General features: G+C 66.0%; 24 protein-coding genes. 11 read left to right on the plus strand and 13 right to left on the minus strand.

Translation table 11 applies throughout. From position 1 onward, the window contains the following. Nucleotides 1-3: 3 nt before the first annotated feature. Complete coding sequence (locus PS060_RS05040) at nucleotides 4-885, plus strand: SH3 domain-containing protein (RefSeq protein ID WP_273985935.1); 882 nt, start codon at nucleotides 4-6, stop codon at nucleotides 883-885. 5 nt (nucleotides 886-890) lie between these two features. On the opposite strand, the gene PS060_RS05045 is transcribed toward PS060_RS05040, so the two are convergent. The 6 genes from PS060_RS05045 to PS060_RS05070 form a co-directional block, all read right to left on the minus strand. Then, nucleotides 891-1,799: a helix-turn-helix domain-containing protein gene (locus tag PS060_RS05045; RefSeq protein ID WP_273985936.1), complete on the minus strand. Its 909-nt coding sequence runs from the start codon at nucleotides 1,797-1,799 to the stop codon at nucleotides 891-893. Nucleotides 1,800-1,977: 178 nt separating this feature from the next. Next, nucleotides 1,978-2,337 carry a 50S ribosomal protein L20 gene (gene rplT / locus PS060_RS05050; protein ID WP_066531814.1) on the minus strand — a complete coding sequence of 120 codons (360 nt, stop codon included), beginning with the start codon at nucleotides 2,335-2,337 and terminating at the stop codon, nucleotides 1,978-1,980. 50 nt (nucleotides 2,338-2,387) lie between these two features. Continuing rightward, on the minus strand, nucleotides 2,388-2,591 hold the full coding sequence (gene rpmI, locus PS060_RS05055; RefSeq protein WP_026092007.1) for a 50S ribosomal protein L35: 204 nt from the start codon (nucleotides 2,589-2,591) through the stop codon (nucleotides 2,388-2,390). Nucleotides 2,592-2,936: 345 nt separating this feature from the next. Further along, nucleotides 2,937-3,161, minus strand: a complete 225-nt coding sequence (locus PS060_RS05060; RefSeq protein WP_273985938.1) for a hypothetical protein — start codon at nucleotides 3,159-3,161, stop codon at nucleotides 2,937-2,939. A 98-nt stretch (nucleotides 3,162-3,259) separates the two neighbouring features. Further along, a complete protein-coding gene (locus tag PS060_RS05065) occupies nucleotides 3,260-4,051 on the minus strand; it encodes a hypothetical protein (RefSeq protein ID WP_273985939.1) in 792 nt (263 codons plus the stop codon). Between the two features lie 507 nt (nucleotides 4,052-4,558). Then, nucleotides 4,559-5,167, minus strand: a complete 609-nt coding sequence (locus PS060_RS05070) for an HNH endonuclease (protein ID WP_273985940.1) — start codon at nucleotides 5,165-5,167, stop codon at nucleotides 4,559-4,561. Between the two features lie 141 nt (nucleotides 5,168-5,308). Here PS060_RS05070 and gluQRS point away from each other — a divergent pair, with 141 nt between their 5' ends. The 4 genes from gluQRS (at nucleotide 5,309) to PS060_RS05090 (ending at nucleotide 7,935) form a co-directional block, all read left to right on the plus strand. Further along, the gene (gluQRS, locus tag PS060_RS05075; RefSeq protein WP_273985941.1) at nucleotides 5,309-6,139 is read left to right on the plus strand and encodes a tRNA glutamyl-Q(34) synthetase GluQRS; all 831 of its coding nucleotides are present in this window, start codon (nucleotides 5,309-5,311) and stop codon (nucleotides 6,137-6,139) included. Nucleotides 6,140-6,163: 24 nt separating this feature from the next. Beyond that, the gene (locus tag PS060_RS05080; protein WP_273985942.1) at nucleotides 6,164-6,403 is read left to right on the plus strand and encodes a hypothetical protein; all 240 of its coding nucleotides are present in this window, start codon (nucleotides 6,164-6,166) and stop codon (nucleotides 6,401-6,403) included. 10 nt (nucleotides 6,404-6,413) lie between these two features. After that, complete coding sequence (locus PS060_RS05085; protein WP_273985943.1) at nucleotides 6,414-6,989, plus strand: cob(I)yrinic acid a,c-diamide adenosyltransferase; 576 nt, start codon at nucleotides 6,414-6,416, stop codon at nucleotides 6,987-6,989. A 76-nt stretch (nucleotides 6,990-7,065) separates the two neighbouring features. Continuing rightward, nucleotides 7,066-7,935, plus strand: coding sequence for a 3-hydroxyacyl-CoA dehydrogenase NAD-binding domain-containing protein (locus PS060_RS05090; protein WP_273985945.1), 870 nt, complete (start codon nucleotides 7,066-7,068; stop codon nucleotides 7,933-7,935). A 9-nt stretch (nucleotides 7,936-7,944) separates the two neighbouring features. Here PS060_RS05090 and PS060_RS05095 read toward each other — a convergent pair whose 3' ends face one another. Further along, nucleotides 7,945-8,379, minus strand: coding sequence for a hypothetical protein (locus PS060_RS05095; RefSeq protein ID WP_273985947.1), 435 nt, complete (start codon nucleotides 8,377-8,379; stop codon nucleotides 7,945-7,947). 41 nt (nucleotides 8,380-8,420) lie between these two features. Then, nucleotides 8,421-11,066: a DNA mismatch repair protein MutS gene (mutS, locus tag PS060_RS05100; protein ID WP_443112404.1), complete on the minus strand. Its 2,646-nt coding sequence runs from the start codon at nucleotides 11,064-11,066 to the stop codon at nucleotides 8,421-8,423. 153 nt (nucleotides 11,067-11,219) lie between these two features. Between mutS and PS060_RS05105 the strand changes: the two genes are divergently transcribed. Both PS060_RS05105 and PS060_RS05110 read left to right on the plus strand, forming a co-directional pair. Beyond that, nucleotides 11,220-13,493, plus strand: coding sequence for an NADP-dependent malic enzyme (locus tag PS060_RS05105; protein WP_273985949.1), 2,274 nt, complete (start codon nucleotides 11,220-11,222; stop codon nucleotides 13,491-13,493). Between the two features lie 2 nt (nucleotides 13,494-13,495). Then, the gene (locus PS060_RS05110; RefSeq protein WP_273985950.1) at nucleotides 13,496-13,894 is read left to right on the plus strand and encodes a hypothetical protein; all 399 of its coding nucleotides are present in this window, start codon (nucleotides 13,496-13,498) and stop codon (nucleotides 13,892-13,894) included. Here PS060_RS05110 and PS060_RS05115 read toward each other — a convergent pair. From PS060_RS05115 to PS060_RS05130, 4 genes are all read right to left on the minus strand, one after another. Continuing rightward, nucleotides 13,891-14,676 (minus strand): DUF1353 domain-containing protein, encoded by a 786-nt coding sequence (locus PS060_RS05115; protein ID WP_273985951.1) that lies wholly within the window; start codon nucleotides 14,674-14,676, stop codon nucleotides 13,891-13,893. The genes PS060_RS05110 and PS060_RS05115 overlap by 4 nt on opposite strands. Nucleotides 14,677-14,744: 68 nt before the next feature. Beyond that, complete coding sequence (locus PS060_RS05120) at nucleotides 14,745-15,470, minus strand: M50 family metallopeptidase (protein ID WP_273985953.1); 726 nt, start codon at nucleotides 15,468-15,470, stop codon at nucleotides 14,745-14,747. Nucleotides 15,471-15,584: 114 nt separating this feature from the next. Continuing rightward, on the minus strand, nucleotides 15,585-17,444 hold the full coding sequence (locus tag PS060_RS05125; protein ID WP_273985954.1) for a sensor histidine kinase: 1,860 nt from the start codon (nucleotides 17,442-17,444) through the stop codon (nucleotides 15,585-15,587). An 18-nt stretch (nucleotides 17,445-17,462) separates the two neighbouring features. Beyond that, a complete protein-coding gene (locus tag PS060_RS05130) occupies nucleotides 17,463-18,110 on the minus strand; it encodes a response regulator (protein ID WP_273985955.1) in 648 nt (215 codons plus the stop codon). A gap of 99 nt (nucleotides 18,111-18,209) precedes the next feature. Between PS060_RS05130 and PS060_RS05135 the strand changes: the two genes are divergently transcribed. Genes PS060_RS05135 through PS060_RS05150 form a run of 4 tightly spaced genes read left to right on the plus strand, consistent with a single transcriptional unit; the run spans nucleotide 18,210 to nucleotide 23,303 of the window. Beyond that, entirely contained in the window at nucleotides 18,210-20,759 is a 2,550-nt protein-coding gene (locus PS060_RS05135; protein WP_273986850.1) for an MAC/perforin domain-containing protein, read from the plus strand. Between the two features lie 12 nt (nucleotides 20,760-20,771). Then, a complete protein-coding gene (locus tag PS060_RS05140; protein WP_273985957.1) occupies nucleotides 20,772-21,515 on the plus strand; it encodes a LamG-like jellyroll fold domain-containing protein in 744 nt (247 codons plus the stop codon). 42 nt (nucleotides 21,516-21,557) lie between these two features. Next, nucleotides 21,558-22,370, plus strand: coding sequence for a hypothetical protein (locus PS060_RS05145; RefSeq protein ID WP_273985958.1), 813 nt, complete (start codon nucleotides 21,558-21,560; stop codon nucleotides 22,368-22,370). A gap of 27 nt (nucleotides 22,371-22,397) precedes the next feature. After that, nucleotides 22,398-23,303 (plus strand): MliC family protein, encoded by a 906-nt coding sequence (locus PS060_RS05150; RefSeq protein WP_273985960.1) that lies wholly within the window; start codon nucleotides 22,398-22,400, stop codon nucleotides 23,301-23,303. Nucleotides 23,304-23,369: 66 nt separating this feature from the next. Here the strand turns inward: PS060_RS05150 and rtcR are convergent, their stop codons facing one another. Then, complete coding sequence (gene rtcR / locus PS060_RS05155) at nucleotides 23,370-24,974, minus strand: RNA repair transcriptional activator RtcR (protein WP_273985961.1); 1,605 nt, start codon at nucleotides 24,972-24,974, stop codon at nucleotides 23,370-23,372. Between the last annotated feature and the right edge of the window lie 69 nt (nucleotides 24,975-25,043).

Here is a 25,043-nt window from a genome sequence, read left to right on the forward strand (position 1 = left end):
TGCATGATGAGGAATGCAGGATTTGCCGTACTCGCCGCAGCGCTGGCGATGCAGACAGCGCCGCTGGCGGCCAAGGACAAGGAGCCGCCGCCCGAGCTGGTGCGCTGCGATGCGCCGATCGGCTCGATCGCGCTGGTCGAGGGCGATCAGGCAGGCTGGACCGAATGGGGTCTCGGATCGCCCCGCGCGCTGCTCAATGCGCTGGTGACGGAAAGCGGCTGCTTCACCATCGACAATCCCAATGATGCCGCCCCGGCGCGGTTTCTGGTGACCGCCATCGCGGGCAGCGCGGAGGAGGTCGACAAGGGCATGGAGCTGGCCAAGGGCGCCGCGACCGAAGCGCTGGTGCGATCGGGCGCGGCATCGTCCCTGCTGCGCGGGGTGCCGGGCGGCGGCGCGGTGCTCGGGATGTTCGGCGGGCTCGGCGGCAAGAAGAAGACCGTTGCCGCAGGCCTGCGCGTGGTCAGCCCGGCCAACGGCATGACGGTCGCGGCAGGACAAGGCGTGGTCAAGAAATCGAGCCTCACCTTTGGCGGGCCGTCGGCAGGCTGGGCAGGCACCGCCGCCAATGCCTCGGGCTATCTGGGCAGCAAGGACGGCCAGATGCTGACCGAGGCCTTCGTCCTCGCCTTCAACCAGCTGGTCGCCCAGCGCGAGCTGATGGCCTCTGCGCCCGAAGTCGCCGCCGCCGCTCCGGCAGCGCCCGATGCGGTGGTCGCGGTCGACACCGTGATGCGCGCCGCGGCCAGCGCCGATGCCGCCGCTGTGCGATCCTTGCGGGCCGGAACCGAGCTTGATGCCACCGGCAACCGCGAGGGGCTGTTCATCGAGGTGAGGGACAATTTCGGCACCACCGGCTGGGTCTCGGTCGAAGACCTCAAATAGCGCGATCAGCGCGGCGGCGCAGGCGGATCGAGCGTCTGCGCCGCACTCCCCCACACCCGCGCCCGCGCCTCCATGAACGAGGTCAGGATCGGGTGATCGAGCGCGGCATATTCGGACGGGTTCATGGTCATGAACTCGCGGAACTCGCGGGTGAACTGCGCCTGATCGTGGTAATGCGCGTCCATCGCCTCGGTCCAGCGGCTACCGCGCGTGAGCATGAAGGTGGTCAGCGAACGCATGAAGCGCTGGCGGCGCATCAGCAGCTTGGGCGAAAACCCGAAATAGCGCATACACATCCGTTCAAGCGTGCGGATGCTCATGGCGCAGGCATCGGCGAGGTCATGGACGGCGGCGTGTTCGCCGTTCACCAGCTCGTGGTGGATGCGGCGGATGCGGCTATCGTCGCGGGTCGGGCGCATCCGGCGCTCCATCGCGGTGACGATCGCCTGATACTGCTCGTCGGGATCGGCCTCGGGATGACACAGCACCTCGGTCAGCCCGGCAAAGTGGCGGAAGGCGGGATGGGTGGCGCCGTCGCAGATCATGTTGATGCACGAACTCGCATCGGAATCGAACAACCGCGCCCAGCCGAGCGGGAGGATCCCCACCCCCCACATCCGCACCGAAGGCATGGAGAAGCGGCACGGCAGGGTGCTGGCCCCGGTGCCGACGAAAGATGCACCGCGCACGCTGGTGCTGCCGATGGCCGCTTCGGGCAGGCCGCCGCAGAAAAACCGCAGATTGGCCCATTCGGGCTGGAGATAGTCGACCAGCGGGGGCGCCGCCGGATCGAGCGTCAGGGTCATGTGATAGAAGGTCGTGAAGCAGCCTTCGAACTGCGCAGGCGGTTCGCGGAAATCGGCCTTGAGCCGGTAGGCTGACGGCGCGGCAGGCTCGCGCATGGCACTGTGCATCACTCCCTCCCCACACCTTCAGATAGCCGCAGATGGCGCAGTTATACAAGGGTGGTGACGGAATTCTACAAATCGCCAACAACAAGGGGCGGGCGCCCGCAGGCACCCGCCCCTCGATAATCGGCCAGCCATTGCGGCTGCCGGAAAGCTTACGCCGGAAGCGCAGCCCCCGCCCGCTTTACGCGGGCAAAGCCGCCTTGGCCTGAGCGATCACGGCCTTGAAGGCGCCGCCTTCGTTCATGGCGAGATCGGCCATCGCCTTGCGGTCGAGTTCGATGCCGGCGAGCTTGATGCCGTGCATGAACTGCGAATAGGTCAGGCCTTCCATGCGGACAGCCGCATTGATGCGCTGGATCCACAGAGCGCGGAAGGTCCGCTTCTTCACCTTGCGGTCGCGGTAGGCATATTGCCCGGCCTTCTCGACCGCCTGACGGGCGATGCGGATGGTGTTCTTGCGGCGACCACGATAGCCCTTGGCCTGGTCCAGAATCCGCTTGTGCTTGGCGCGGGTGGTAACACCCCGTTTGACGCGTGCCATATCAGTATATCCTTATCTTGAGGATGCGCAGGGCCGAAGCCCGGCTCGCATCAATCCAGCCCGTAGGGCGCCCACTTCTTGATCGTCGGCGTATCATTGGCCGACAGGACCGAGGTGCCGCGGTTGGTGCGGATATACTTGGCGTTGTGGCTGATCAGACGGTGACGCTTGCCAGCGACGCCGTGCTTGACCTTGCCGGTGGCGGTGATCTTGAAGCGCTTCTTCACACCGCTCTTGGTCTTCAGCTTGGGCATTTTCATCTCCTGTTCGAGACACGTCGGAACCGGCCATGGCAGCCCTTGTCGCCAGGCTGGCTGATTGATTCGTGTCAGTGAAGTGCGCGCGCTTAGGCGGAAGGTGCGCGAAAGGCAAGCGGCTTGGGGCTTGCGGGCCGGAACGGCGGGTTTCGGGAACCGACGGGGCGCAGGCGAATGGCGGGGAGTGGGTGGGAAGGCCAACGGCGGCCTGCCTGAATTCTGCATACGATAGGTTCTTCAGTCGCGAGCCTTTGTCTGGACCGTCGCTTCGCTTCGCGAGGGCAAGGCAGCGGTTCCCAAATGCCTCGGGCGTCCTTTTCGTTGAGGATGAGGCGCGCGAGACTACTCGAACACTTCTCGTGCTCCATCTGCGCCCATTTTCTTCTTGATGCGTTTACCTGAGACAAAGGCGAAACAGCCGACAATTACCGCCGGAACTGCATAATCGAAAAACGCGTCCCATTCGTATGGGCCTCCGTTCGCCTGCCCGTAACCCGCGCCGATTGACCCAAGGAGATAGGCGACCAAAACGGACGTCAGCTTCCCTTTGATCGGGTCGTCAAACACCCTCTGGCACACAGCCCACTCCACGAGTGCAGCAACGACGAATATTCCTATCATTCCCCCAAATATTTCGCCCAAGAGGTTAGCGAAATATAGACTTGTCATGCTCCACCTGCCGCATCAGGAATCAGGAGGAACGCGCCGACGCGCGCAGCGCTTTCTGTCGGTAGGTTTGCGATACCCTCGTAGAGATTCTTGCCGACTGCGCACTTACGGGACTGCGATAGGGCAGACACGGTCCCCTCGTTCACATGCTGCATCTCCTCCAGCGTGGTGCCGAGATTGAGCATATTCTGCGACAGGGCATCCCAGTCCGCAGCTGTCGGCTCTTCCCGAACGACGGGCGAAGCGCGCCCTGCCGCAGCCGCATTGATCTGGAGCGCGCTGGCCTCCGAGATCACTTTCAGTACGTCGGGTGACAGCTGCGCGCTTGAGGAAAGCCCTTCAAATGCAAACTGCCCGCAGTAGAACTCCGATGACCTCGACATGACTTCCATCAGCTCTACATGCTTATCGAGCACCCTTTGGATATCGCCAGAAGGGGCTCCGCCGAAATCCTTTTTCAGAGACAGGGTGAACTTCCGCATGGAATCGAAGCCATACTGACGCACGTCACCCTTGTTGCGCACGACCGTGCTGAGCCCTGCGATGAATTCATCATATTTTTGAGGGTATTTTTCCTTCATGGCCGCATACATCGCGGCTTGTGAGGGGTTCTCGTCAAAAAACGACTGAAGCTTGTCATCAATCGCCGATGGCGTGGAATTTGCGTAGCTAATTGCTTCGCGCGTACCCCCTTTCACAATCGCGCCGACCACGCCTGCGACTAAAACAGCCATCACTATGCCAGCTGCCGCTTTGAACCGGCTACCGCCACCACCTTCGTAAGCCATTGCGCCCCCTGATTACATCCAGTCCGATAGCACCAAAGTCATAACAGATATTTCTGATTTGTCATCCACTTAAGGTGGTCGAACGCTCTCCGCCCCGCGCTTGGCCGACAATGGGTGGGATACTGCCCCGCAGTCAACGTCGCCCCGTGCTTGAGACGGGGATAGGCTCTACTTCTACTCTGAAAGCGCAACAAAAAAGCCAAGCCCCGTGTCAAGCACGGGGCGACGGGGGTGGAGATGACCAATTTGGGGTCGGTTGCGGAATGGCAGCTTTCGGCGCCCGGCCATGCCGAACCGGACATTTCCTACACCGCCGGACCGCGTTACGCTGCCGTCCGCTCTTTGCCATTGTCGGAAGGGAGGTCGCACGACCACCAAGCGCGTTTTCTTTCGCGGATTCTTATGTCCATCCGCGCGCGGAGAGGCATTAAAGCACTGTTTTAAGCAGGGAAAATGCCCTGTTGGTAAGTTGACACGGTGTCACCTTTGTAACGCTTATTGCGCGCCTTATGCCTCCAGCTCGACGTCCCAGTACAGCCAGTCGCGCCAGGTTTCGTGGAGGTAGCCGGGCGGGAACAGGCGGCCGGCCTGTTGCAGCTGCCAGCTGGTCGGGCGGATCGGGGGCTGGTGGAGGCTCATGCCCGCCTGTTTGGGGGTGCGCCCGCCCTTCTTCATGTTGCATGGCGCGCAGGCGGTGATGATGTTCTCCCACGTCGTCCGGCCCCCAAGGCGGCGCGGGGTGACGTGATCGAAGGTCAGGTGTTCGTGGCTGCCGCAATACTGGCACTGGAAGCGGTCGCGCAGGAACACATTGAAGCGGGTGAAGGCGGGAAACTCGCTCTGCTTCACATATTGCCGGAGCGCGATGACGCTCGGGATCTTCATGTCGAAGCTGGGCGAGTGCACGCTGCGGTCATAGCTCGCGACGATGTCCACCCGGTCGAGGAACACCGCCTTGATCGCGGTCTGCCACGGCCACAGGCTGAGCGGGTAATAGGACAGCGGGGTGTAATCGGCGTTGAGCACCAGCGCCGGACAGGCCGACAGGTTGCGCGTCGGGTCTTCATCGACCCCGCGGAACCGGGCCACTTTCTCGATCAGTTCGGCATTGAACACTGGTAGCGTTCCTCCCTGATTGGCTGCATCGTGAACTGACAGGCGAAAGAGTCAAACCCGTTACAGGGGGCATATCCACAGGCACAGGCTGTGGAGAGGCTGTGGATAGCGTAACAATCTGTCGTGTGGCATGGGGCAGCGATGGATCACCCCGCCCCGCTCGTGACCCGTTTCGCGCCCAGCCCCAACGGGCGGCTGCATCTGGGCCATGCGCTGAGCGCGATCGTGGCGCATGATCTGGCCCGGGCAGGCGGAGGGCGGTTCCTGCTTAGGATCGAGGATATTGACGGGCCGCGCTCGCGCCCCGAACTCGCCGACGAATTCCGGCGCGACCTGGAATGGCTGGGGCTGGAGTGGGAGGAGGTGCCCGCCCAATCCACCCGGCTTGCCAGCTATGCCGCCGCCGCCGAGGGGCTGCGGGCGCGCGGGCTCATCTATCCCTGCACCTGCACCCGCTCGGAGATTGTCGCGGCAGGGGCGGCCGAGGGCTCGGATGGCCTGATCTACCCCGGCACCTGCAAGCACCGCCCGCCCGATCCCGACCGTCCGGCGGCATGGCGGCTGGATGCGGAGCGGGCCTCGGCCGAGACCGGCCCGCTGGTGTGGGAGGATGCGCTGGCGGGGCCGCAGCCGGTCAATTGGGCGGGGCTTGGCGATGTGGTGCTGGTGCGCAAGGACTTGCCCGCCAGCTATCACCTCGCCGTCACGCTCGACGATGCGGCGGACGGCGTGACGCTGGTGACGCGCGGGGCCGATCTGTTCGCGGCGAGCCATGTGCATCGCACCTTGCAGGCCTTGCTCGGCCTGCCCGTGCCCCGCTGGCACCACCACCGGCTGCTGCTCGATGCAAGCGGCGAGAAACTGGCCAAGCAGCGCGGCTCACCGGCGCTGGCGGAGCGGCGCGCGGCCGGCGAGGACGGCAGGTTGCTTGCCGAGCAACTGCGCCTGCAACATTTGGCACTTGGAACCTGAGGCAGGTGCGTCCATTTAGGCTCCATGAAAATCTTCCTTGTCCTCCTGCTGCTGGTCCTGATGGGTCTGGTGGCGTTTTCGCTGATCAAGGGCATCGTCGCCTTCCTCAAGACGACCAAGATCGATCTTGAAACCGGTGAAAGCACCACCGCGACCGAGATGCAGCTGGCCCAGAACAAGGCGATGTTCGCCCGCGTGAAATATCAGGCGATGGCGATTGCGGTGATCATGGTGCTCGGCCTGCTGGCAGCGGGCAGCAACTGACAGCCGCACCATGGTCAAATTGAACCGGATCTACACCCGCACCGGGGATGACGGGACGACGGGACTTGTCGATGGCTCGCGCTGCCCCAAGCATTCGGCCCGCATTGCCGCGATGGGGCTGGTGGACGAGGCGAACAGCGCCATCGGGCTCGCGATCTGCGCGCTCGAAGGGGCGGGCGAAAAGGCGCTGCTGACGCGCGTCCAGAACGACCTGTTCGATCTCGGCGCCGACCTTGCCACCCCGGCGGAAGGCGGCGACTTCACGCCCTCGGAGATGGTGCTGCGGATTGTGGCGAGCCAGCCGCTGTGGATCGAAGCGCAGATCGATGCGCTCAACGAACGGCTCGAACCGCTCACCAGCTTTGTGCTTCCGGGCGGGAGCGAGGCGGCGGCGCGCGTCCACATCGCCCGCGCCACCACCCGCGCGGCAGAACGGGCGATGGTCGCACTGGCGGCGGAGGTGCCGGTCAATCCGGCCGCGCTCGCCTATATCAACCGCCTGTCCGACCTGCTGTTCGTGCTCGCCCGCGTGGCCAATGCCGATGGCCGCGCGGACGTGAAGTGGGTGCCGGGCGCGAACCGCTAGACAATTAGTGCGCTAGTCAGGCGCGCTCTTCCTCGCTAGGGCGGCGGTCTTGCTGCACTTGCGAAGGACATACCCCATGCGCAAAATCGCCGTCATCGGCGCCGGTCAGATGGGCACCGGCATCGCTCAGACTGTCGCCGCCCATGGCATGAACGTCATGCTCACCGACGTCGACCTGGCGCGCGCCGAGGCGGGCAAGGCCAATATCGAGGCCGCGCTGGTCAAGCTGATGGGCCGCGGCAAGATCGAGGCGGCCGACGCCGAAATCCTGCTCGCCCGCATCACGCCGGTGTGCGACTACGCCCCCTTCAGCGAGGCCGATCTGATCATCGAAGCGGCGACCGAGCGCGAGGAGATCAAGAACACGATCTTCGAAAAGGCAGGCAAGGTGCTGAATTCGGCGGCGATCATGGCCTCGAACACCTCGTCGATCCCGATCACCCGGATGGCCAACCACTCGCCCGATCCGGCGCGGTTCATCGGGCTTCACTTCTTCAACCCGGTGCCGGTGATGGGGCTGATCGAGGTCATTCCGGGCCTCGCCACCGCCAAGGACACCACCGACCGCGTCACCGCCTTCGCCAAGGGGCTGGGCAAGGAAGTGGTGCTGAGCCAGGACGAGCCCGGCTTCGTCGTCAACCGCATCCTGCTGCCGATGATCAACGAGGCGGTGTTCGTGCTCGGCCAGTCGACCGCGGGGATCGAGGATATCGACAAGGGCTGCCGTCTCGGCCTCAATCACCCGATGGGGCCGCTGCAACTGGCGGATTTCGTCGGGCTCGACACCTGCCTCGACATCATCAACGTGCTCTACACCACCACCCGCGACAGCAAGTACCGCCCCGCGCCGCTGCTGGTGAAGTATGTCGAAGCCGGATGGCTGGGCCGCAAGACCGGGCGCGGGTTCTACGACTATTCGGGCGACGCGCCGGTGCCGACGCGCTGATCGGGCGCGCTACTCGGGCTCGATCGTCATGTCCCTCTCGGTGATGACCGGCACGCCGGTCTGACCCGATTCGAGCACCACCGCGTCGGACGAGAGCGGAGCGGTCATCAGATCATAGCCCGGCGGCGGCGGCCCCTTGGGGGCGACAACCTTGGCCGCAGCCTGCTTGGCTGCGGCTTCATCGGCCGGGGTGTAATCACCGAAGACGTTGGGTTCTGCGTCCCACGGCGACTTCTTCTGCGAGGGCTGATCCCCCTGGCTGCGGCTTTCGGCATAGGCCTGCGCCTCGCTGGCGATGGCATCGCGCTCGGCCCCGAAGGTATCGGCCGCGCGGGTGACGAGGCCGGCATCCTCGGATGTGCCCACCATCGAAAAGGCGCTGAAAAGGATCATCGCGGCGAAGGCGAGCGCAGCCTTGCTGTTCTGGAAGACGGCCTTGTACATGGCGCCGCCATAGCCGCATCACGGTTAAGCCTTGGTTGAAATCACCCTCGGCTGCGCGGCAGATCGCGCTTCCATTGATACAGCAGGTCGAGCGCGTCTCGCGGCGTCAGCGCATCAAGATCGGCGGCGCGCAGGGCATCGGCGAGTTGCTGTTCGGGGGTGGCGGGCTCCGGCTCGGCCGCGCGCAAGTTGGCGAAGAGCGGCAGATCGCCCAGCCCCGCTGCGATCCCCCCCGTCGCCTCGCGCTGGGCTTCCAGCTTGGCGAGCACCGCCTTGGCGCGGGCGACGACATTGGCGGGCACGCCGGCGAGCCGCGCGACCGCCAGGCCATAAGACCGGTCGGCGGGGCCGTCTGCCAGTTCGTGCAGCAGCACCAGATCGCCCTGCCATTCGCGCGCGCGGACATGGTGGAGGCTGAGCGCTTCGCAGGTTTCGGCGAGGCGGGCGAGCTCGTGGTAGTGGGTCGCGAACAGGCAACGGCAGCCGATCTGCGAATGCACCGCCTCGGCCACCGCCCAGGCGAGCGCGAGGCCATCATAGGTCGATGTCCCGCGCCCGACCTCGTCGAGGATCACGAAGCTGCGGCTAGTCGCCTGCGCCAGAATGGCGGCGGTCTCGACCATCTCGACCATGAAGGTCGAGCGGCCCCGCGCAAGGTTGTCGGCAGCGCCCACGCGGCTGAACAACCGGTCGACGAGCCCGATGCGCGCCGCGCTCGCGGGGACAAAGCACCCGGCCTGCGCGAGCAGCACGATCAGCGCGTTCTGGCGCAGGAAGGTCGATTTGCCGCCCATGTTCGGGCCGCCGATCAGCCACAGGCGGTTGATGTCCGAAAGCTGGCAATCATTGGCGACGAAGCGCTCGCCGGTCTTGGCCAGGGCCGCTTCGACCACCGGATGGCGGCCTGCGGTGATGGCGAGCCCTGCATCCTCGGCGATACCCGGACGGCACCAGTCACCCTCCGCCGCCCGCTCGGCATTGGCTGCGCCGACATCCAGTCGGGCGAGCGCGGCGGCGGTGGCGGCGATGGGTTCGCGGGCCGCAATGACCGCGGCCACCAGTTCCTCGAAATGGGTCTCTTCCGCCGCCAGTGCATGGCCCCCCGCCTCGGCGATCCGGGCCGCTTCCTCATGCAATTTCAGCGAGTTGAACCGCACCGCACCGGCCATCGTCTGGCGGTGGGTAAAGCCGCTGTCCGGGGCCATCAACGCGTCGGCATGGCGCGCGGAAACCTCGATAAAATAGCCCAAAACCCCGTTATGGCGGATCTTGAGGCTCGCGATCCCGGTTTCCTCGCGATACCGCGCCTCCATCGCCGCAATCGCGCGGCGCGCATCGCCCGAGGTCGCGCGCAATTCGTCGAGCGCGGCGTCATAGCCGTCAGCGATGAAGCCGCCATTGCTGCGTTCGGTCGGGGGTGAGGTCACCAGCGCGCGGGCGAGCAGATCGGTCAGCGCGCCGTGGCCTGAGAGCCGCGCGGTAACCTCCGCCAGCAGGGCCGGTGCATCGGGCGCACCGCTCAGCCAGTGATGCAGCCGCGCGGCCTCGCTCAGCCCGTCGCGCAACTGACCGAGATCGCGCGGGCTCCCCCGCCCCGCCACCACCCGGCCCAGCGCACGGCCGAGATCGGGCACGCTGCGCAGAATGTCGCGAACCTGCGCGCGTTCAATCGGGCGGTCGCGCCAGAACTGCACCAGCGCGAGCCGCGCCTCGATGGCCGCCATATCAAGCAGCGGCGCGGACAAATCCTCCGCCAGCAGCCGCGAACCTGCTCCGGTGACACAGCGATCGACCGCCGCAATCAGGCTGCCCGTGCGTCCGCCGGTGCTGGCTTCGAGGATCTCGAGGCTCGCCCGGGTCGCGGCATCCATCGCCATCGTGCCCTGGCTTTCGCGCACCACCGGGGGCAGCAGCAACGGCAGGCTCCCGCGCCCGACATGGTCGAGATAGGCAATCAGCCCGCCCGCCGCGCCCAGCATCGCGCGGGTGAAGGCACCGAAGGCATCGAGCGTCGCCACCCCGTGCACCGCCTTCAGCCGCTCGGCCCCGGCATCGCTGGCGAAGGTGGTGCGGGGGCGGAAGATCGCCTCGTCCGGGCCGTGCGGCCAATCCTCGGGCACCACGACTTCGCTGGGCGAGAGCCGCGCCAGCACCGCGCCGAGCTGATCCGCCGGACATTCCTCCAGCACCATCGCGCCGGTCGAGACGTCGACCGCCGCGATCCCCACCGTGCCGCGCAGCTCGGCCAGAGCCGCCAGCACATTGGCGCGGCGCGGTTCGAGCAGCGCTTCCTCAGTGAGCGTGCCCGCCGTCACCAGCCGCACGATCGCGCGGCCGACCAGCGCCTTGGACGACGGCGTGCCCTCGCGCTTGGCGCGGGCCTTGGCTTCTTCGGGCGTCTCGACCTGCTCGGCAATCGCCACGCGGCAGCCCGCCTTGATCAGCCGCGCCAGATAGCTCTCCGCCGAATGCACCGGCACCCCGCACATTGGGATCGGCGCGCCACCGTGCTCGCCCCGCGTGGTGAGCGCGATGTCGAGGATCGCCGCCGCGCGCTTGGCATCCTCGAAGAACAGCTCGAAGAAATCGCCCATCCGATAGAACAGCAGCGCATCGCCTGCCTCTTCCCGCAGGCGCAGATATTGCGCCATCATCGGGGTGGGCTTGGAATCGGGAAGCGCGGCCATCCCCCTCGCCTAGCGCCTTCGCCTGCGATTCGGGAATGTCGGCAGTTGCAGCTTTCCCCCGACCTGGTGCGATAAATCGCCTATCGCATCGGCGCACGCGGCGCTAAGTCAGCCTCGGTTACCGTAACGGACGGATCGAGGGGACACGCGACCATGGCAGACGACAACGCCACGCCCAGCAAGGGCGGCTTCACCGCGCGCGAGGCGCTGTTCTACCACGAAACGATCCGCCCCGGTAAGCTCGAGATCGTCGCCACCAAGCCGATGACCTCGCAGCGCGACCTGTCGCTGGCCTATTCGCCCGGCGTGGCCGTGCCGGTCGAGGCCATCGCGGGCGACCCGTCGCTCGCCGCGCGCTACACCGCCAAGGCGAACCTTGTCGCGGTGATCTCCAACGGCACCGCGATCCTCGGGCTCGGCAATCTGGGCGCGCTCGCCTCCAAGCCGGTGATGGAAGGCAAGGCAGTGCTGTTCAAGCGCTTCGCCGACGTCGATTCCATCGACATCGAACTCGCCACCGAAGACCCGGAAGCCTTCATCAACGCCGTCGCGCTGATGGAGCCGACCTTCGGCGGCATCAATCTGGAAGACATCAAGGCGCCCGAGTGCTTCATCATCGAAGCCGCGCTGCGCGAGCGCATGAAGATTCCGGTGATGCACGATGACCAGCACGGCACCGCGATCATCACCGCAGCAGGCCTGCTCAACGCCTGTCACATCACTGGACGCGACTTCAAGGACGTGAAGGTCGTCGTGAACGGCGCGGGTGCGGCGGCGATTGCCTGCACGGCGCTCATCAAGGCGATGGGCGTGCGGCACGAAAACGTCATTATGTGCGACCGTTCCGGCCCGATCACGCCGGGCCGCGAGGGGATGGACCAGTGGAAGAGCGCCCACGCCGTCGCCACCACCGCCACCAGCCTCGAAGAAGCGCTCGCCGGGGCCGACATCTTCCTCGGCCTGTCGGCAGCGGGCGCGCTGAAGCCGGAGTGGGTCAAGAAGATGGCCGACAAGCCGATCATCTTCGCCATGGCCAACCCCGTGCCCGAAATCATGCCCGACGAGGCCAAGGCCGTGCGCCCCGACGCGATCATCGCCACGGGCCGCTCGGACTTCCCCAATCAGGTCAACAACGTCCTCGGTTTCCCCTTCATCTTCCGCGGCGCGCTCGATGTGCAGGCGACCACCATCAACGAGGAAATGAAGGTCGCCGCCGCGCAGGCGATTGCCGAGCTGGCGCGTCAGCAGGTGCCCGAGGAAGTCGCCTCTGCCTATGGCAAGAACCACAAGTTCGGCACCGACTACATCATCCCCGCCCCCTTCGACCCGCGGCTGATCGAGGTCGTCTCCTCCGCCGTAGCGAAGGCGGCGATGGACTCAGGAGTCGCGCGGGCAAAAATCGAGGATTTCGACGCCTACCGCGTCGCGCTGCGCAGCCGCCTCAACCCGACCACCTCGGTGCTCTCGGGCGTGTACGAAATCGCCCGCAGCAACCCCAAGCGCATGGTCTTTGCCGAAGCCGAGGAAGAAGTGGTGCTGCGCGCCGCGATCCAGTTCCGCGATTTCGGCTATGGCACGCCGATTCTGGTAGGCCGCACCAAGGCCGTGCTCGACAAGCTGCACCAGCTTTCGGTCGGCGATCCGGGCAGCTTCGAGATCCAGAACTCGGCCGACAGTGAACACGTGCCCGCGATGGTCGCCTATCTTTACAAGCGGCTCCAGCGGCGCGGCTATACCGAGCGCGATGTGCGGCGCATGGTCAATCAGGATCGCAACGTCTTTGCCTCGCTGCTGGTGGCACTGGGGCATGGCGACGGGATGATCACCGGCATGACCCGTACCTTTGCGCAGACCGTGCGCGAGGTGAATCTGGTGCTCGATCACAAGGAAGGCGCTGTGCCTTTCGGCATCCACATGATGATCGGCAAGAACCACACCACCTTCCTTGCCGACACCACGATCAACGAACGGCCCGATGCGCCGATGCTGGCCCATATCGCGCGGGAAACCGCCGCCGTCGCCCGGCGCATGGGACATGAACCGCGCGTCGCCTTCCTCAGCTATTCGACCTTCGGCAATCCCTCGGGCCAGTGGCTCAATTCGATCCGCGAGGCGGTCGCGATTCTCGACAGCGAGGATCCGGGCTTCGAGTACGAGGGCGAAATGGCCCCCGATGCGGCGCTCAACCCCAAGGTGATGGCGCTCTATCCCTTCAGCCGCCTGTCAGGCCCGGCCAATGTGCTGGTGATGCCGGGGCTGCAATCGGCCAACCTCTCGGCCAAGCTGCTGCGCGAACTGGGCAGCAATGCCACGATCGGGCCGATGCTGATCGGGATGGAAAAGCCGGTGCAGATCGTGCCCATGACCGCGAGCGCGCCCGACGTGCTGACGCTGGCGGTGCTGGCGGGTGCGGGCATCGTGGGGTGAGGGTGCTCGGCGCAGGCGCCGCCTATTGGGCGGTGGTCTTCGCGCTGGGATTCGTGCTCGGCACCATCCGGGTGCTGTGGCTTGCGCCGCTGGTCGGGTTGGTGCCTGCCACGCTGATCGAACTGCCGGTCATGCTGGCTGCCAGTTGGATCGCGAGCGGCTGGCTGATGCAGCGTTTCGCGATCACCTGCCAAAGCGCGGCGCTGGCGATGGGTGGCCTCGCCTTCGGCTTGCTGATGGCAGCGGAGTGCGCGCTCGCCGCGGCGCTAACGGGCGAGACGCCCGCGCAGTGGCTCGCAGGCCTGCGCCAGCCACACGTGCTGTTGGGGCTGGCAGGTCAGGCGGCCTTTGCGCTGATGCCGTGGTGGCGGGCCCACCGTGATGGCACGGCGCGCGCCTAACCCGACCCGGCCAGCGCCTCAAGCTCGCGCACCGTCAGGGTGTTGGGGCGCAGCGCCTGTTCAATGCCGCCCGGTTCGGCCGCGTTCTGCTTGAGCAACTGGCCCTGACGCCGGGCGCTGTCGGTATCGTAAATCGTGGGCGGCACATATTGCGCAATGTCGAAGTTTTCCGCCCCTTGCGCTTCGGCCTCGCGTTCGAGATCGGCGATGATCGCGCGTTCCCACATCTCCCGGCCGGCATCGACGAAGGCTGCCGGCTCGTCCATGTCCGGGCTGGCACAGGTCGGCGGCAGCGGCTCGCTGCGCGGGCGACGGTTGAGCCGTCGTATCCCCGTCCAGCGGTGGGTGGCATCCCAACGCGGGCCGAACAGATAGACCGCGCCATATTTGGTGACCACTTCAAGCCACGACAGGCCGCGCGCGCGCATCGCTTCGCGGAACACCCAATGGGTCGCCCGCCACGATCGCTCCATCGTGTCGCAATAGCGATCATGGATGATCGCAGCGTCACGGTAATTGCCCGAAAGCGGCCCGCCGGCGAAGGTCCACAAGGAGCGCGGGATCGAGGCACCATCCGACCGCGCGCCGATAGGAGCGGTCCACAAGAGATCGTTCGAATCGCGAAAGTCGAGCCGCTCGACCAGCTCGATGCACGGCGCAAAGGGCAGCAGCCTGACAACCGGGTGCCCCGAAAATCCGCTTGCCTGCATCGCCAATGCCCCCTTCGCGCTGACCAGCACCGGGGCAATGGCGGCCGTACGAAGAATGTCTCTGCGAATCATGGTGCCCCCCGGCTTGCCGCGCATGATACGCCAGACCGGCGACTTGGAAAGGTCGCAAATCCGGTCGCTTAGCGCCGCCTCAGCGCCCGCCACCCGGCAAGGATCGCCGCCCCGTCGCTGCCGCGGTGGGGGGCGAGATTGAGCAGGCCGAGGATCACCGACAGCGCAATGAACAATTCGCTCAGCGCCTCGCCCCAATCGGCCAGAGCCTCTTTGCGGCGGCGGGCGCGAACCTTGGCAAAGATGTCCCCAACATCGGCCTCCGAAGGCAGGCGGATCGCCGGTGCTTGCGCAGGCGGCGGTGCGCCGGGGTCGATCGTGGTGACGGGCGAGGGGCCGGGGTCTGCGGGCTTGCCAGAGGGCAGCGAGACCACCGCAAGCAACCCCGCCAGTCCCGCCACCACCGCCGCCGAGACAAGATTGGCGAGCGGCCCGGCAGCGGCAATCACCATGTCCTTGCGGGTCGACCCCCTGTCGCCGCCCTCGAAGGTGTAGCTGACATAGCCGGCAATATCGCGCGCCGGCAGTTCCGGCTCGAACCGCAGCGCGCGGCGCGAGGTGTCCCACACGAAAGGCACCGCGCAGATCGACCAAACCCGCGCCCCGCACCGCCACGCGGCCCAGGCGTGGCCCAGTTCGTGGATCACGACGATCACGAATTGCAGGCCGGCAATCGCCACGAACGCAATCAGCCAGTTGTCGCCGAAGGCATCATACTTCGACGCTGTGACCCACAGCACCGCGCTGGCGAGATACCAGAGCGCATGGACAATCCGGTCGCCGAGGCCTTTCACCGCCGCCAGAACCGGAGCCGGAAATGCCGCGTCATGTAACCTATCTTGAACAAGACACTGAATTGGTGAACGGCGGAAAGCCGCATAAGTTCAGCCCCCTAGAAACCGGCCATGTCAAAGCTTTCGCTGATAGGGTAGCCAGAGCGTGATTGTGGTTCCTTGCGGGTTGTCACTTGCAGCGTCAAGGACACCGTGGAGGGCGGCAGCGCGGGCACGGATGTTGGCGAGTCCCTTGCCGGGCCGTTCCTGCGCCGTGTCGAACCCCCGTCCGTTGTCAGCAACATAGGCGGCAATGCCGGCAACGCCGCCGCGCGTCTCTTCGCGGCAGCCGATCCGCATCTCGGTCGCGCTGGCATGGGTCAGCACATTGCCGATCGCTTCCTGAAAGATGCGCAGCACGTGCAGCGCATTGGCGGCATCCAGCCATTCGAGCGGGCCGCAGGTGTCGACCTCCCACCGACACATCACGCCCGCATCGCGCAGGTCGCCTTGCATCCGGTGGCGCAGGTTGCCGATCAGCGCGACCAGATCGCCTTCGACCGGTTCGAGCGAATCGACCGTGATCTTGAGATCGGACAGCGCCCGGTTCAGCGTCTTGATCGTGCTCGATGGCTGGTTCTGCTGCCGCGCCACCGCCAGCGCGGTGATGAGATTGGAGCCGATGCCGTCGTGCATCTCCTGCATCAGCCGCTCGCGCTCGCCCGCCAGTGCCTGCCCCACCACCAGCTCTTGCCGCGCGGCTTCCGAGGCGGCGAGTTCGGCGCGGGTTTCGGCGATGCGGCGTTCGAGGTTCGCATTGGCCGCCGCCAGATCGCCAAAGGCGTCAAGCGCGCGCTTGCCGAACGAGATCAGGAAAGCGACCGAATAGGTGAACCCGCCGAACACCGCGAGGTAGAACCCGTTGCCGTCCCATCCCCGGTGGCCATTGGCGAGCGTCACATCATACAGGCTGAAGAACGGCGCAATCAGCATCGCGACGCTGATCGCGCCATGTTCGATATTGCGGTGCCGCCCGAAGTCCCGCAGCGACAGGCCCGCCACGGCGAAGATCAGGATCGTGGTGGGGATATAGAACACCAGGTTGGACGCGCCGAACTGGGTGTGCGCCACCGACAGCGGCACCCCCAGCGCGAACAGCGCGGCGATGATCCGGTTGGTGTTCGGCAGCTTGATGAAGTGGAAATAGAACGCCGCCGTCGCCACGCTGGCAAAGTAGGTGGCATAGACCGTCAGCGCGTTGAAGACCGCGATCTGGAACGGCGTGACCTCGGCGAAATACTGGTAATTGCGCAGGAACCACAGGATCGTGGAGGCCGAAAGCCACGCCAGCTCGATCTCCTGCCGCCGCCCCAGCCAGAACAGGAAGGCCAGGATCCCCATGATCAGCATCGCGAAACTGGCGGCGAGCGGGGCGGTGATCTGCCAGAAATACTGGGTTTGGTAATTGGCGCGCACCGCGCTGTCCGGCCCGATGATGACCCGCCCGATCCCGACCGAATCCTGCGAACTGGCGCGGATCTCGATGGTGTTGGTGCCAGGGACCAGCGATCCGGCGGGCAGCGCGACGAGATAGGGGCGATACCACGCCAGCACCTGATCGGAATGCTGGGCGAAATTGCGCCCGACCTCGCGCCCGTTGACGATCACGGCGAACTGGTTGCGGGTGCTGACGGTGTAGAGCGCCAGTGGCTCGGCCCCCAGCGCGCTGCGATCGAAGCGGAAGCGCCCGGACATGATGTGGAATTCCCCGGTCTGCCAGTCGGTCTCGCGGATGCGGATGATGTGGGGATTGGGCTTTGGCTGCCAGCCGGTGGCGGGCGGGGCGATCCCCTCTGCCAGCGCGAATTCGCCCGAGGTGAACTCGATCACCGGGCCATCGGCGGTGGTGGCGGTGGTAAAGCTGGAGGCTGACTGGGCGAGAAGCGCGCCGGGCCACATGAGCAGGGCCAGTAATATCAGCGCGATGCGGGCCATCAGCGAAGCATTCGCGCTCTATTGGCGCCCCAGGAAACCCTGTATTGACGCCTCATACAAGGCCTCCGCCCGGCTGTTGACTTCCAGCTTGCGGTAGATGTTTTTGACATGGGTGCCAATCGTGTTGGCCGATACCGTGAGGATTTCGGCACATTCGGCATTCGAAAACCCGCGCGACAGCAGGTTGAGCACTTCATATTCGCGTTCCGACAGCGGCGAGGCCGGGGGCGGGCGGGTGTCGGTCGGGTCAGGGGCGATCTGCCCCAGCAATTGCCGCGCGATGATCGGGCTGATCGGCGATCCGCCGCGGCGGATGTTGCGGATCGCCTCCATGCAATCCTCGATCCGCTCATCCTTGAGCAGATAGCCGCGCGCGCCCGCCCGGATCGCGTCGAGCACCTTGTTCTGGTTGGCGAAGATGGTGATCACCAGAATGTCGGTATCGCGCCCCGTCAGCGCCTCCTGCCGGATCAGCCGCGCGCCGTCACCATCGGGCAGGCCGAGGTCGCACAGCAGCACGTCATAGCCGCCCGCCTCGATCATGCCCCCCGCCTCGGCGACGTTTTGCGCGGTGCCGGTCACCATCATGTCGCCGCACCCCTCGACCGAGGCGACCAGCAGGTCGCGCATCATCGGATCGTCTTCAATGATGGCGACTTTGATCATGCGCTGCTCCCACCCGAGAGCGGAAATACCACTCTCGTGCCCAAGTCACTACGCCCTTTGCGCGGCGCGCCCCATCACCCGATCAGGTGATTGCCGGTGATGCGGCCCGGCACCCATAATCGCCAGCGTCTGGCCGGAGTGGCCGGTGTGACGGGGGGACTGGTGATGACGCGCAAGGCCTGGCTGCTGCTGAACTGCATGACGTTAAGCGCCGCGCTGATCGCCCCCGCCGCCGCGCCGGTTGCCGCTCAGGAGGCAGGCGTCAACGGCACCAATGTCGCCCGCGTCGAATTCAACCAGGGCCGCGTGATCCAGAAGGCGGCGGCCAAGGTATGGGTCGAATATGACCCGGCAGGCAATGCCGCCTTCCGCTTCGAGGAACGCGGGCGGGATGAATGGTCGGTCTATCTCTACGATCCCAGCCGCAACATGCGGCTCGCGGTCGATCTGCACACCCGCACGCTCAGCATCGACCTTGCCAGCGGCGAAAGGCAGGTGATCGGGACGATCACCGGCGCCTCGGTGACGCCGCGCACGGCGGCGCGCCAGCCCGCCCAGCCGCAGCAGATGCCGACCCCGACCCCGCCGCCGGTCTATCAGGCCCCGCCGCAGCAGCCCGCCTTCACCCGGCCCGCTGCCCCGGCCAGCACGGCTGCGCCTGTCGATGACGACTTCAACCCCTTCGCCGATCCGGCCCAGCCCGGCGCGCAGACCGCCACCACCACCACACCCCCGCGCACCACGCCGCGCGATGTCATCACCGCCGCCGCGCAGCCCGCCTTCACCCGCGGCGCTGCTGGAACCTCCGGCCCCGCCGCCGCTGCTCTCAGCTTCGATGGCCCCTGGGTCGCCGACACCAAGCTCGCCCAGAGCAGCGGTGACGGGATCGCCGATGCGGTCACCTGGACCATGCGCGAGGCCTTGTGGATCACCTCCACCGACAGCGCGATCACCATCCACTTCGATGCCAATCCGGCCGGGTCGGTCACGCTGATGAAGGTCGCCGACAGCCAGTATCAGGGCGATGGCTATTCGGCGGCCTTCACCGTCATCGACCGCAAGACCATCCGCCTCGCGCTGACCGGCGGGGGCAGGTCGCGCGAATATGCGATCTCCAAGGGGCCTTCGGGGATCAAGCTTTCACGCACCCGCACCCGCCCGGAAACCGACGACGAAATCGACACCTTCACCGCGGGCAACCTCGTGCCGCGTTACAAGGATATGTTCTTCAGCTTCCGGTCGGAGAAGATGGATCTGTTCAACGCCAACCGCGGCCGCGCGTTGCAGATCTTCAAGGAGCCGGAAAGCACCGATTTCTCGATCGAGAGCAACTTCCAGTCCAAGACCATCCCGCTCGGCCTGCGCGCCGAAGAGATTCGCCGCACCGAGGGCAACCAGCTTGAAGCGGTGATCACCAACACCTCCTCGTTCGAAAAGTCGATGTCGCTCAATTTCGGGGCGAGCGGATCGTTCAAGGGCGTCAACAGCGCGTGGGAATACAGCCGCGAGGAAAGCAAGGGCGCAGACCGCACCGACGGCACCACCAAGGCCTTCGGGCTCGCGCGTTCGGAAGTCTATGCGCTGCTGCTCGACAAGCCCAACATGCTGCTGAGCGCCGATTTCAAATACGACATCCTGCAACTGGCACAGGGCCGCACCAGCGCGCAGGCGATTATCGGCAAATATGGCACGCACTATGCCAATGCGATCCATTACGGCGGGATCGGCAAGGCCCAGCGCAGCGTCACCACCTCCGAATTCAAGCAATGGGCCAAGGAATCCAACGGCTTCAAGCAGGAAGGCGGGTTCGACGGCGGCCCGGCAGCCAGCATCAAGGCCAAGGGCGGCCTCACCATGGCCAGCGGGGATTCGCGCGGGGGATCGAGCATGTTCTCGACCGAGAGCTGGTCGGCCTCGGGCGGATCGGGCAGCATGACCTCGCTCGGCTGGAACGTGGACGAACGCAATGCCGTGCCGGTGCGCTATGACCTGCGCCCGCTGTCGGAACTGATCAGCCCGATCTTCTTCGGCGAGGAATGGAGCACCGCCCAGCGCGCCGGGCTGTTGCAGGCGCGCGCCAGCCTTGACGCGGAGATCACCCGCTACCTGCAAAGCCAGCCCCGCGCCGACGAACGCACGCTTGGCCCGGCGGTCTATCAGCTGACCTTCCACGGCCTGCAATGCGTCAACAACGGCGATGAGGGGAAGGCCGACGCCTACCTCTACGGCGATATCAACGTGCAGGTGATCGGGCAGGAGCCGGGTCAGACGGTCAATCTGTTCACCGCCCAGGAAAGCAACCCGACGAAGATTTCGTGCAATGGCGGGGCAGAACACCCGATCAACCGCACCGTCTTCGTCACCGGATCGCGCAAGGGCGATGGGGCGGCGAGCTTCCTGATGTCGGCGAGCGGGCTTTTCGAGGACGACAACAGCTTCACCGATCTCGACGATCCGATTTACGTCTTGGGCAAGCCGATCATCCCCGGCCAGCCCATGTTCGGCACCACACCGGCCTTCGTCACCTTGCGTGACTGGCGCGCGGATCGTCCGCGCAGCGATATCGAGGGCACCACGATCACCAATGCGCCCGGCGTCACCTATGGCCCCGAACTGCGCGTCAGCGTGTCCTTCAAGGAAATCCAGTAAGGAGCCGGCATCATGCATTTCCTCAACAAATACGTCCTGTTACCCGCCGCGCTCGGCCTTGCTGGCGTGCCCCAGGTCGCCGCCGCGCAGGAGCCGCAATTCGCGCCGGTGATGGCCGAATTCTCGGGCGAGGGTGCTCTGATGCTGCCGCCCATGCCGGCGCTCGACATCAATGGCGCGGGCACGATCGAGCTGTGGATGGCCGCCCGCTGGCCGCAAGACCCCGGCTATGATCCCGCGCTGATCGCCTATGTCGGCCCGCAGGGCGCGCGCTTTGCCGCAGTGATCACCGGCGACCGGCAGGCCATCGGGGTCTATGCCGGGGCCAATTATGCCGAAGTCCCGTTCGATTTCTCCGACGCGGGCCTGCACCACATCGCGCTGATCACCATGGGCGACACGATCAGCGTGATGGTCGACGGCGAGACGCTGGGCGAACTCGACTTCGGCTTTGCGATGCTCCCCGCCAACAGCTTCACCATCGGCGCGATGGGCAAGTATTCGCCCTTTATCGGCGGGATCGGTCAGGTGCGGATCTGGGACGAGCCGATCGATCCGGATGTGCTGATCCAGTACAGCTGGCGGCAGATCGCCGAGAGCGGGCCCGACGCCCATCCCGATATCGACGCGCTGGTTGGGGTGAGCGCCTTTGCCAATCCCGAAACCGGGGGCTTCATCTTCGTCGGCGACCCCGAAGATGCCGAGGCCGCATCCTTCCGCGAAGACCCGATCGACGATGCCGACATCGGCAACTGACCCCGCAGATTGGCCAAACAGTCCATGACAGGAGATGCCATCATGAAAAAATCGACCCCGCTGCTGATGCTGGTCGCAGCCGCCCTGATCGTTCCGACTGCGGCCGAGGCTGACAAGGGCCGCAGGCCTGCCCCCACCGCCAAGGTGCCCAAGCAGGAACGCAAGCAGCAGACCGCCTTTCTCAAGTCGCAGGTGAGCGTGGCCAAGGCCACGGTCGCGCGCGGCAAGCCGGTGCTGAAGCAGGCCAAGGCCGATGCCGCCGCCGCCGCCAAGACCGAAGCGGCAGCGCGCAAGGCGCGGCTCGCTTCCAAGGCGCGCTATGATGCCGCCTTGCAGGAATACCGCGCCACCGGAACCCCGGCCGCCAAGCAGCGCATGGATGCCGCCAACATCGCCCACACGCCGGTCAAGCAGGCGCACGAGGATGCGCTGACGGCCAAGCGGGTTGCCGATGCCCGTGTCGGCCGCTTGAGCGCGCAGCAGACGCAGGCGCTCAACCAGTTGAAAACCGCCTCGCGCGAGGCGCGGATCGGGCCCAATCCGGGTCTGCGCCCGCGCGTGGCGCAATGGGCGCAGGTGCGATCAGCCCCGACCAATGCGGCGGTGGTGCAGAACCCGGGGGTGGTCTATTCGCAGCTCCCACCCGCACCGCGCCAGCAGACCCAGATCTACAGCAACAACGGCCTCAACGTGCCCGCGCCGCCGCCCTTCAGCCTGCCGCCCCCGCCGCCGCAGTTCCGGCAATATGATGTCGTGCCGCCGCTGCTCCCGGCCGATCCCCGCCAGCGCCCGCTGCCGCCGCGTCCGGTGCGCCAGAACATCTACGAGGCGGTGGACTCGCCGCTGGTCATCTGAACCCCGCCCCTGCCGAGGAGACAGGCCATGCGATCCCCATCCGCATCCCCCGCGCTGATCGCCGCGCTGCTGCTGACGGCCTGTTCCGCAGGCGAGCCGCCCGACGACGCCGCGCCCGATGCAGCCGGCACGCCGGTGGCAGGCGATGCCGAACCCGGCACCAGCCTCGCCTTCGAATGGAGCGCCAACGGGTTCGAACAGGTGAGCGCGGACTACAAGTGGACCGGATCGGGCGTGCGCGACGATGTGTTCGAGCCGCACTTCGCCCTTAGCGTGCCCGAAACCGACGATGCGATCTGGTCGTCCGCCTGCGCGTCCGGTGGCAAGGTTGAAACCCGGCTCTATCTCGCGCCGCCCAAGGGGATGCAGGACAATCGGGCCACGTTCCAGTTCGAGACCGACAGATCCGCCGCCACCCTCAGCTATCCGGCCAGCTATGTCGCCAACGGCCAGTATGACGGCTTTGTGATCGTCCAGCGCGCCGATGACCCGATGTTTACCGCGATGAAAGCGGGGCAATGGGCCTATATCCAGATCGGCGAGGGCAGTGATGCGGCAAAACTGCGCGTCGATCTGGCCGGTGCGGGTCGCGCGCTTGGCGCCTTCCTCCCGGCGTGCTCCGGTGCTGCCAGGCAGGCGGCGCCGCCAGCCGCTGCCAGCACGACGGTTGCCTATGCCTGCGAGGACGGGACAAAGCTCACCGCCAGCTACCTCGACAATGACACGGACACGCCCGTCGCCCGCATCGTCATGGGCGGGAAGGTCTTGCTTTTGTCGCAGGCGATTGCAGGCTCGGGTGCACGCTATGAGGGCGAGAGCGCGGGCGTCAGGATGACTTGGCTGACCAAGGGGGATGGCGGCGTTCTGGTCATGGCGGATACCGCAGACACCGCAGGCGAGAGCGAACAGACCACACGCTGTTCTGCACAGTAGTCAGCGTTATCGTCCGAAGGGATCGCGGGCAGGTGGGCGACAGGGCGAGACCTGCCGGGTGCGCCATTACCTTTCGCCCTGTGTGACTGCCGCCCAATCGAGCCCGAACTTGGCCAGATATTTGCGCAGCCTGTCACCGTCATTGGTCGAGGTGCGTTGCTGGCGGGAGGCGGCGAAGAGGTGGCGGCCGGCTTCGGACAGGTTCGGGCTCTGGCGGCACGTGGTGACCACGTATTCGAGCTGCACCCGATCGAAGGGATCGATGGCTGCCAGCGCTTCGTCCCCCATCAGCGCCGCCAGCGCCGGGCCAGCGCCAGCATTCGCGCGCGCGCCGGACCACAATCTTGCGAGCCGCTCCGTTTCCATCCTCACAGCCTCGACATCGATCCGGCCGCTGGGGCTGAGCGTCGCCATCCGGGTGACGCTGGCGGCAAGGTCGCGGAAATTGCCGGGCCAGCGCGCCGCCGGCCCGGTGGCGAAGGCGAGGTAGCGGGCGCGCGCTTCGCTGTTGAAGGTCACGCGGGTGCCTTCGACTTGCGCAAAGCGATCAAGTTCGAAGTCGAGATTGGGCGCGATATCCTCGCGCCGCTCGGCGAGGCCCGGAAGCGTGAACGTCCACAGGTTCAACCGCGCGAACAGATCCTCCCGAAAGCGTCCGGCGGCAACCTCCTCCACCAGATCGCGGTTGGTGCCGGCGATCAGCTGGAACGCGCTGTTGGTTTCGCTGTCCGCACCGACAGGAAGAAACCGGCCCTCCTCGATTGCGCGCAGGATCATCGCCTGTTCGTCGAGGCCGAGCTCGCCGATCTCGTCGAGGAACAGCACCCCCTTGTGCGCGGTCTTGAGCAGGCCGGGGCGATCCGCGACCGCGCCGGTAAAGGCGCCCTTGCGGTGCCCGAACAGCGCCGACATCGCGCTGTCGCCCTTCAGGGTCGCGCAATTGACCTCGACGAACGGCCCGCTGATCTGATGGCGCAGTTTCTTGAGTTCATAGACCTTGCGCGCCAGTTGGCTCTTGCCCGCGCCGGTTGGCCCCATCAGCAGGATCGGCGCGCGGCTGCGGCCAGCGACCTGTTCGATCTCGTCGATCATGCGGTTGAAGGCCGGGTTGCGGGTGTCGATTCCGCTCTTGAGGAAATGCGTGCTCTCGGCACTCGCCTCGGCAAAGCGGGTGGCGATGGAATCGTAGCGCGACAGATCAAGGTCGATCGCCGCCCAGGTGCCGACCGGCTGCGGCGCCCCGCGCGCAGGCTGGGTCTGGAGCAGGCGGCCGGGCAGATAGCGGGCCTCGGTCAGCAGGAAGAGGCAGATCTGCGCCACATGGGTGCCGGTGGTGATGTGGACGAGATAGTCCTGCGCTTCGGGATCGAAGGGAAAGGCCCGCGCGAAATCGAGCAGCTTGCCGTAGACTTCCTCGAAGTCCCACGGATCGGCGAAGTCCATCGCCAAGGGGGTGACTTCGGTTTCGGGCGAAACGCTGGCGATGTCCTCGGCGACCAGCTGGGCAAGGCGATTATGCTGCGTGCCGTGGATCAGCACGAAGCGGTCGATGCGCAGGTCTTCCTGCATACAGATGCTGACGCTCGGCCGCCACTTGCTCCAGCGCGCGGGGCTGAACGGCCCGGCATCGAGGGTTGAGCCGAGAAAGCCGATGAGGGTGGTGGGCTTCATGGAGCGTGACGATAAAATTTTATCGTGTGCGATACAAGGCTATCGATAATCGTTGATTGGCGTCGCTAG

This window comes from Erythrobacter sp. BLCC-B19 (assembly GCF_028621955.1).
Classification (GTDB): Bacteria; Pseudomonadota; Alphaproteobacteria; order Sphingomonadales; family Sphingomonadaceae; genus Erythrobacter.

What these genes read in the sequence shown, in the direction of transcription:
- PS060_RS05105 (WP_273985949.1), top strand. Translation starts at nt 11,220, where the DNA reads ATGGCAGACGACAACGCCACGCCCAGCAAGGGCGGCTTCACCGCGCGC.
- PS060_RS05130 (WP_273985955.1), bottom strand. Translation starts at nt 18,110, where the DNA reads ATGATCAAAGTCGCCATCATTGAAGACGATCCGATGATGCGCGACCTG.
- PS060_RS05150 (WP_273985960.1), top strand. Translation starts at nt 22,398, where the DNA reads ATGCGATCCCCATCCGCATCCCCCGCGCTGATCGCCGCGCTGCTGCTG.
- mutS (WP_443112404.1), bottom strand. Translation starts at nt 11,066, where the DNA reads ATGGCCGCGCTTCCCGATTCCAAGCCCACCCCGATGATGGCGCAATAT.
- PS060_RS05045 (WP_273985936.1), bottom strand. Translation starts at nt 1,799, where the DNA reads ATGCACAGTGCCATGCGCGAGCCTGCCGCGCCGTCAGCCTACCGGCTC.
- gluQRS (WP_273985941.1), top strand. Translation starts at nt 5,309, where the DNA reads ATGGATCACCCCGCCCCGCTCGTGACCCGTTTCGCGCCCAGCCCCAAC.
- PS060_RS05040 (WP_273985935.1), top strand. Translation starts at nt 4, where the DNA reads ATGATGAGGAATGCAGGATTTGCCGTACTCGCCGCAGCGCTGGCGATG.
- PS060_RS05065 (WP_273985939.1), bottom strand. Translation starts at nt 4,051, where the DNA reads ATGGCTTACGAAGGTGGTGGCGGTAGCCGGTTCAAAGCGGCAGCTGGC.
- rtcR (WP_273985961.1), bottom strand. Translation starts at nt 24,974, where the DNA reads ATGAAGCCCACCACCCTCATCGGCTTTCTCGGCTCAACCCTCGATGCC.
- PS060_RS05135 (WP_273986850.1), top strand. Translation starts at nt 18,210, where the DNA reads ATGCGGCCCGGCACCCATAATCGCCAGCGTCTGGCCGGAGTGGCCGGT.
- rplT (WP_066531814.1), bottom strand. Translation starts at nt 2,337, where the DNA reads ATGGCACGCGTCAAACGGGGTGTTACCACCCGCGCCAAGCACAAGCGG.
- PS060_RS05090 (WP_273985945.1), top strand. Translation starts at nt 7,066, where the DNA reads ATGCGCAAAATCGCCGTCATCGGCGCCGGTCAGATGGGCACCGGCATC.
- PS060_RS05080 (WP_273985942.1), top strand. Translation starts at nt 6,164, where the DNA reads ATGAAAATCTTCCTTGTCCTCCTGCTGCTGGTCCTGATGGGTCTGGTG.
- PS060_RS05140 (WP_273985957.1), top strand. Translation starts at nt 20,772, where the DNA reads ATGCATTTCCTCAACAAATACGTCCTGTTACCCGCCGCGCTCGGCCTT.
- PS060_RS05145 (WP_273985958.1), top strand. Translation starts at nt 21,558, where the DNA reads ATGAAAAAATCGACCCCGCTGCTGATGCTGGTCGCAGCCGCCCTGATC.
- PS060_RS05085 (WP_273985943.1), top strand. Translation starts at nt 6,414, where the DNA reads ATGGTCAAATTGAACCGGATCTACACCCGCACCGGGGATGACGGGACG.
- PS060_RS05115 (WP_273985951.1), bottom strand. Translation starts at nt 14,676, where the DNA reads ATGATTCGCAGAGACATTCTTCGTACGGCCGCCATTGCCCCGGTGCTG.
- rpmI (WP_026092007.1), bottom strand. Translation starts at nt 2,591, where the DNA reads ATGCCCAAGCTGAAGACCAAGAGCGGTGTGAAGAAGCGCTTCAAGATC.
- PS060_RS05125 (WP_273985954.1), bottom strand. Translation starts at nt 17,444, where the DNA reads ATGGCCCGCATCGCGCTGATATTACTGGCCCTGCTCATGTGGCCCGGC.
- PS060_RS05095 (WP_273985947.1), bottom strand. Translation starts at nt 8,379, where the DNA reads ATGTACAAGGCCGTCTTCCAGAACAGCAAGGCTGCGCTCGCCTTCGCC.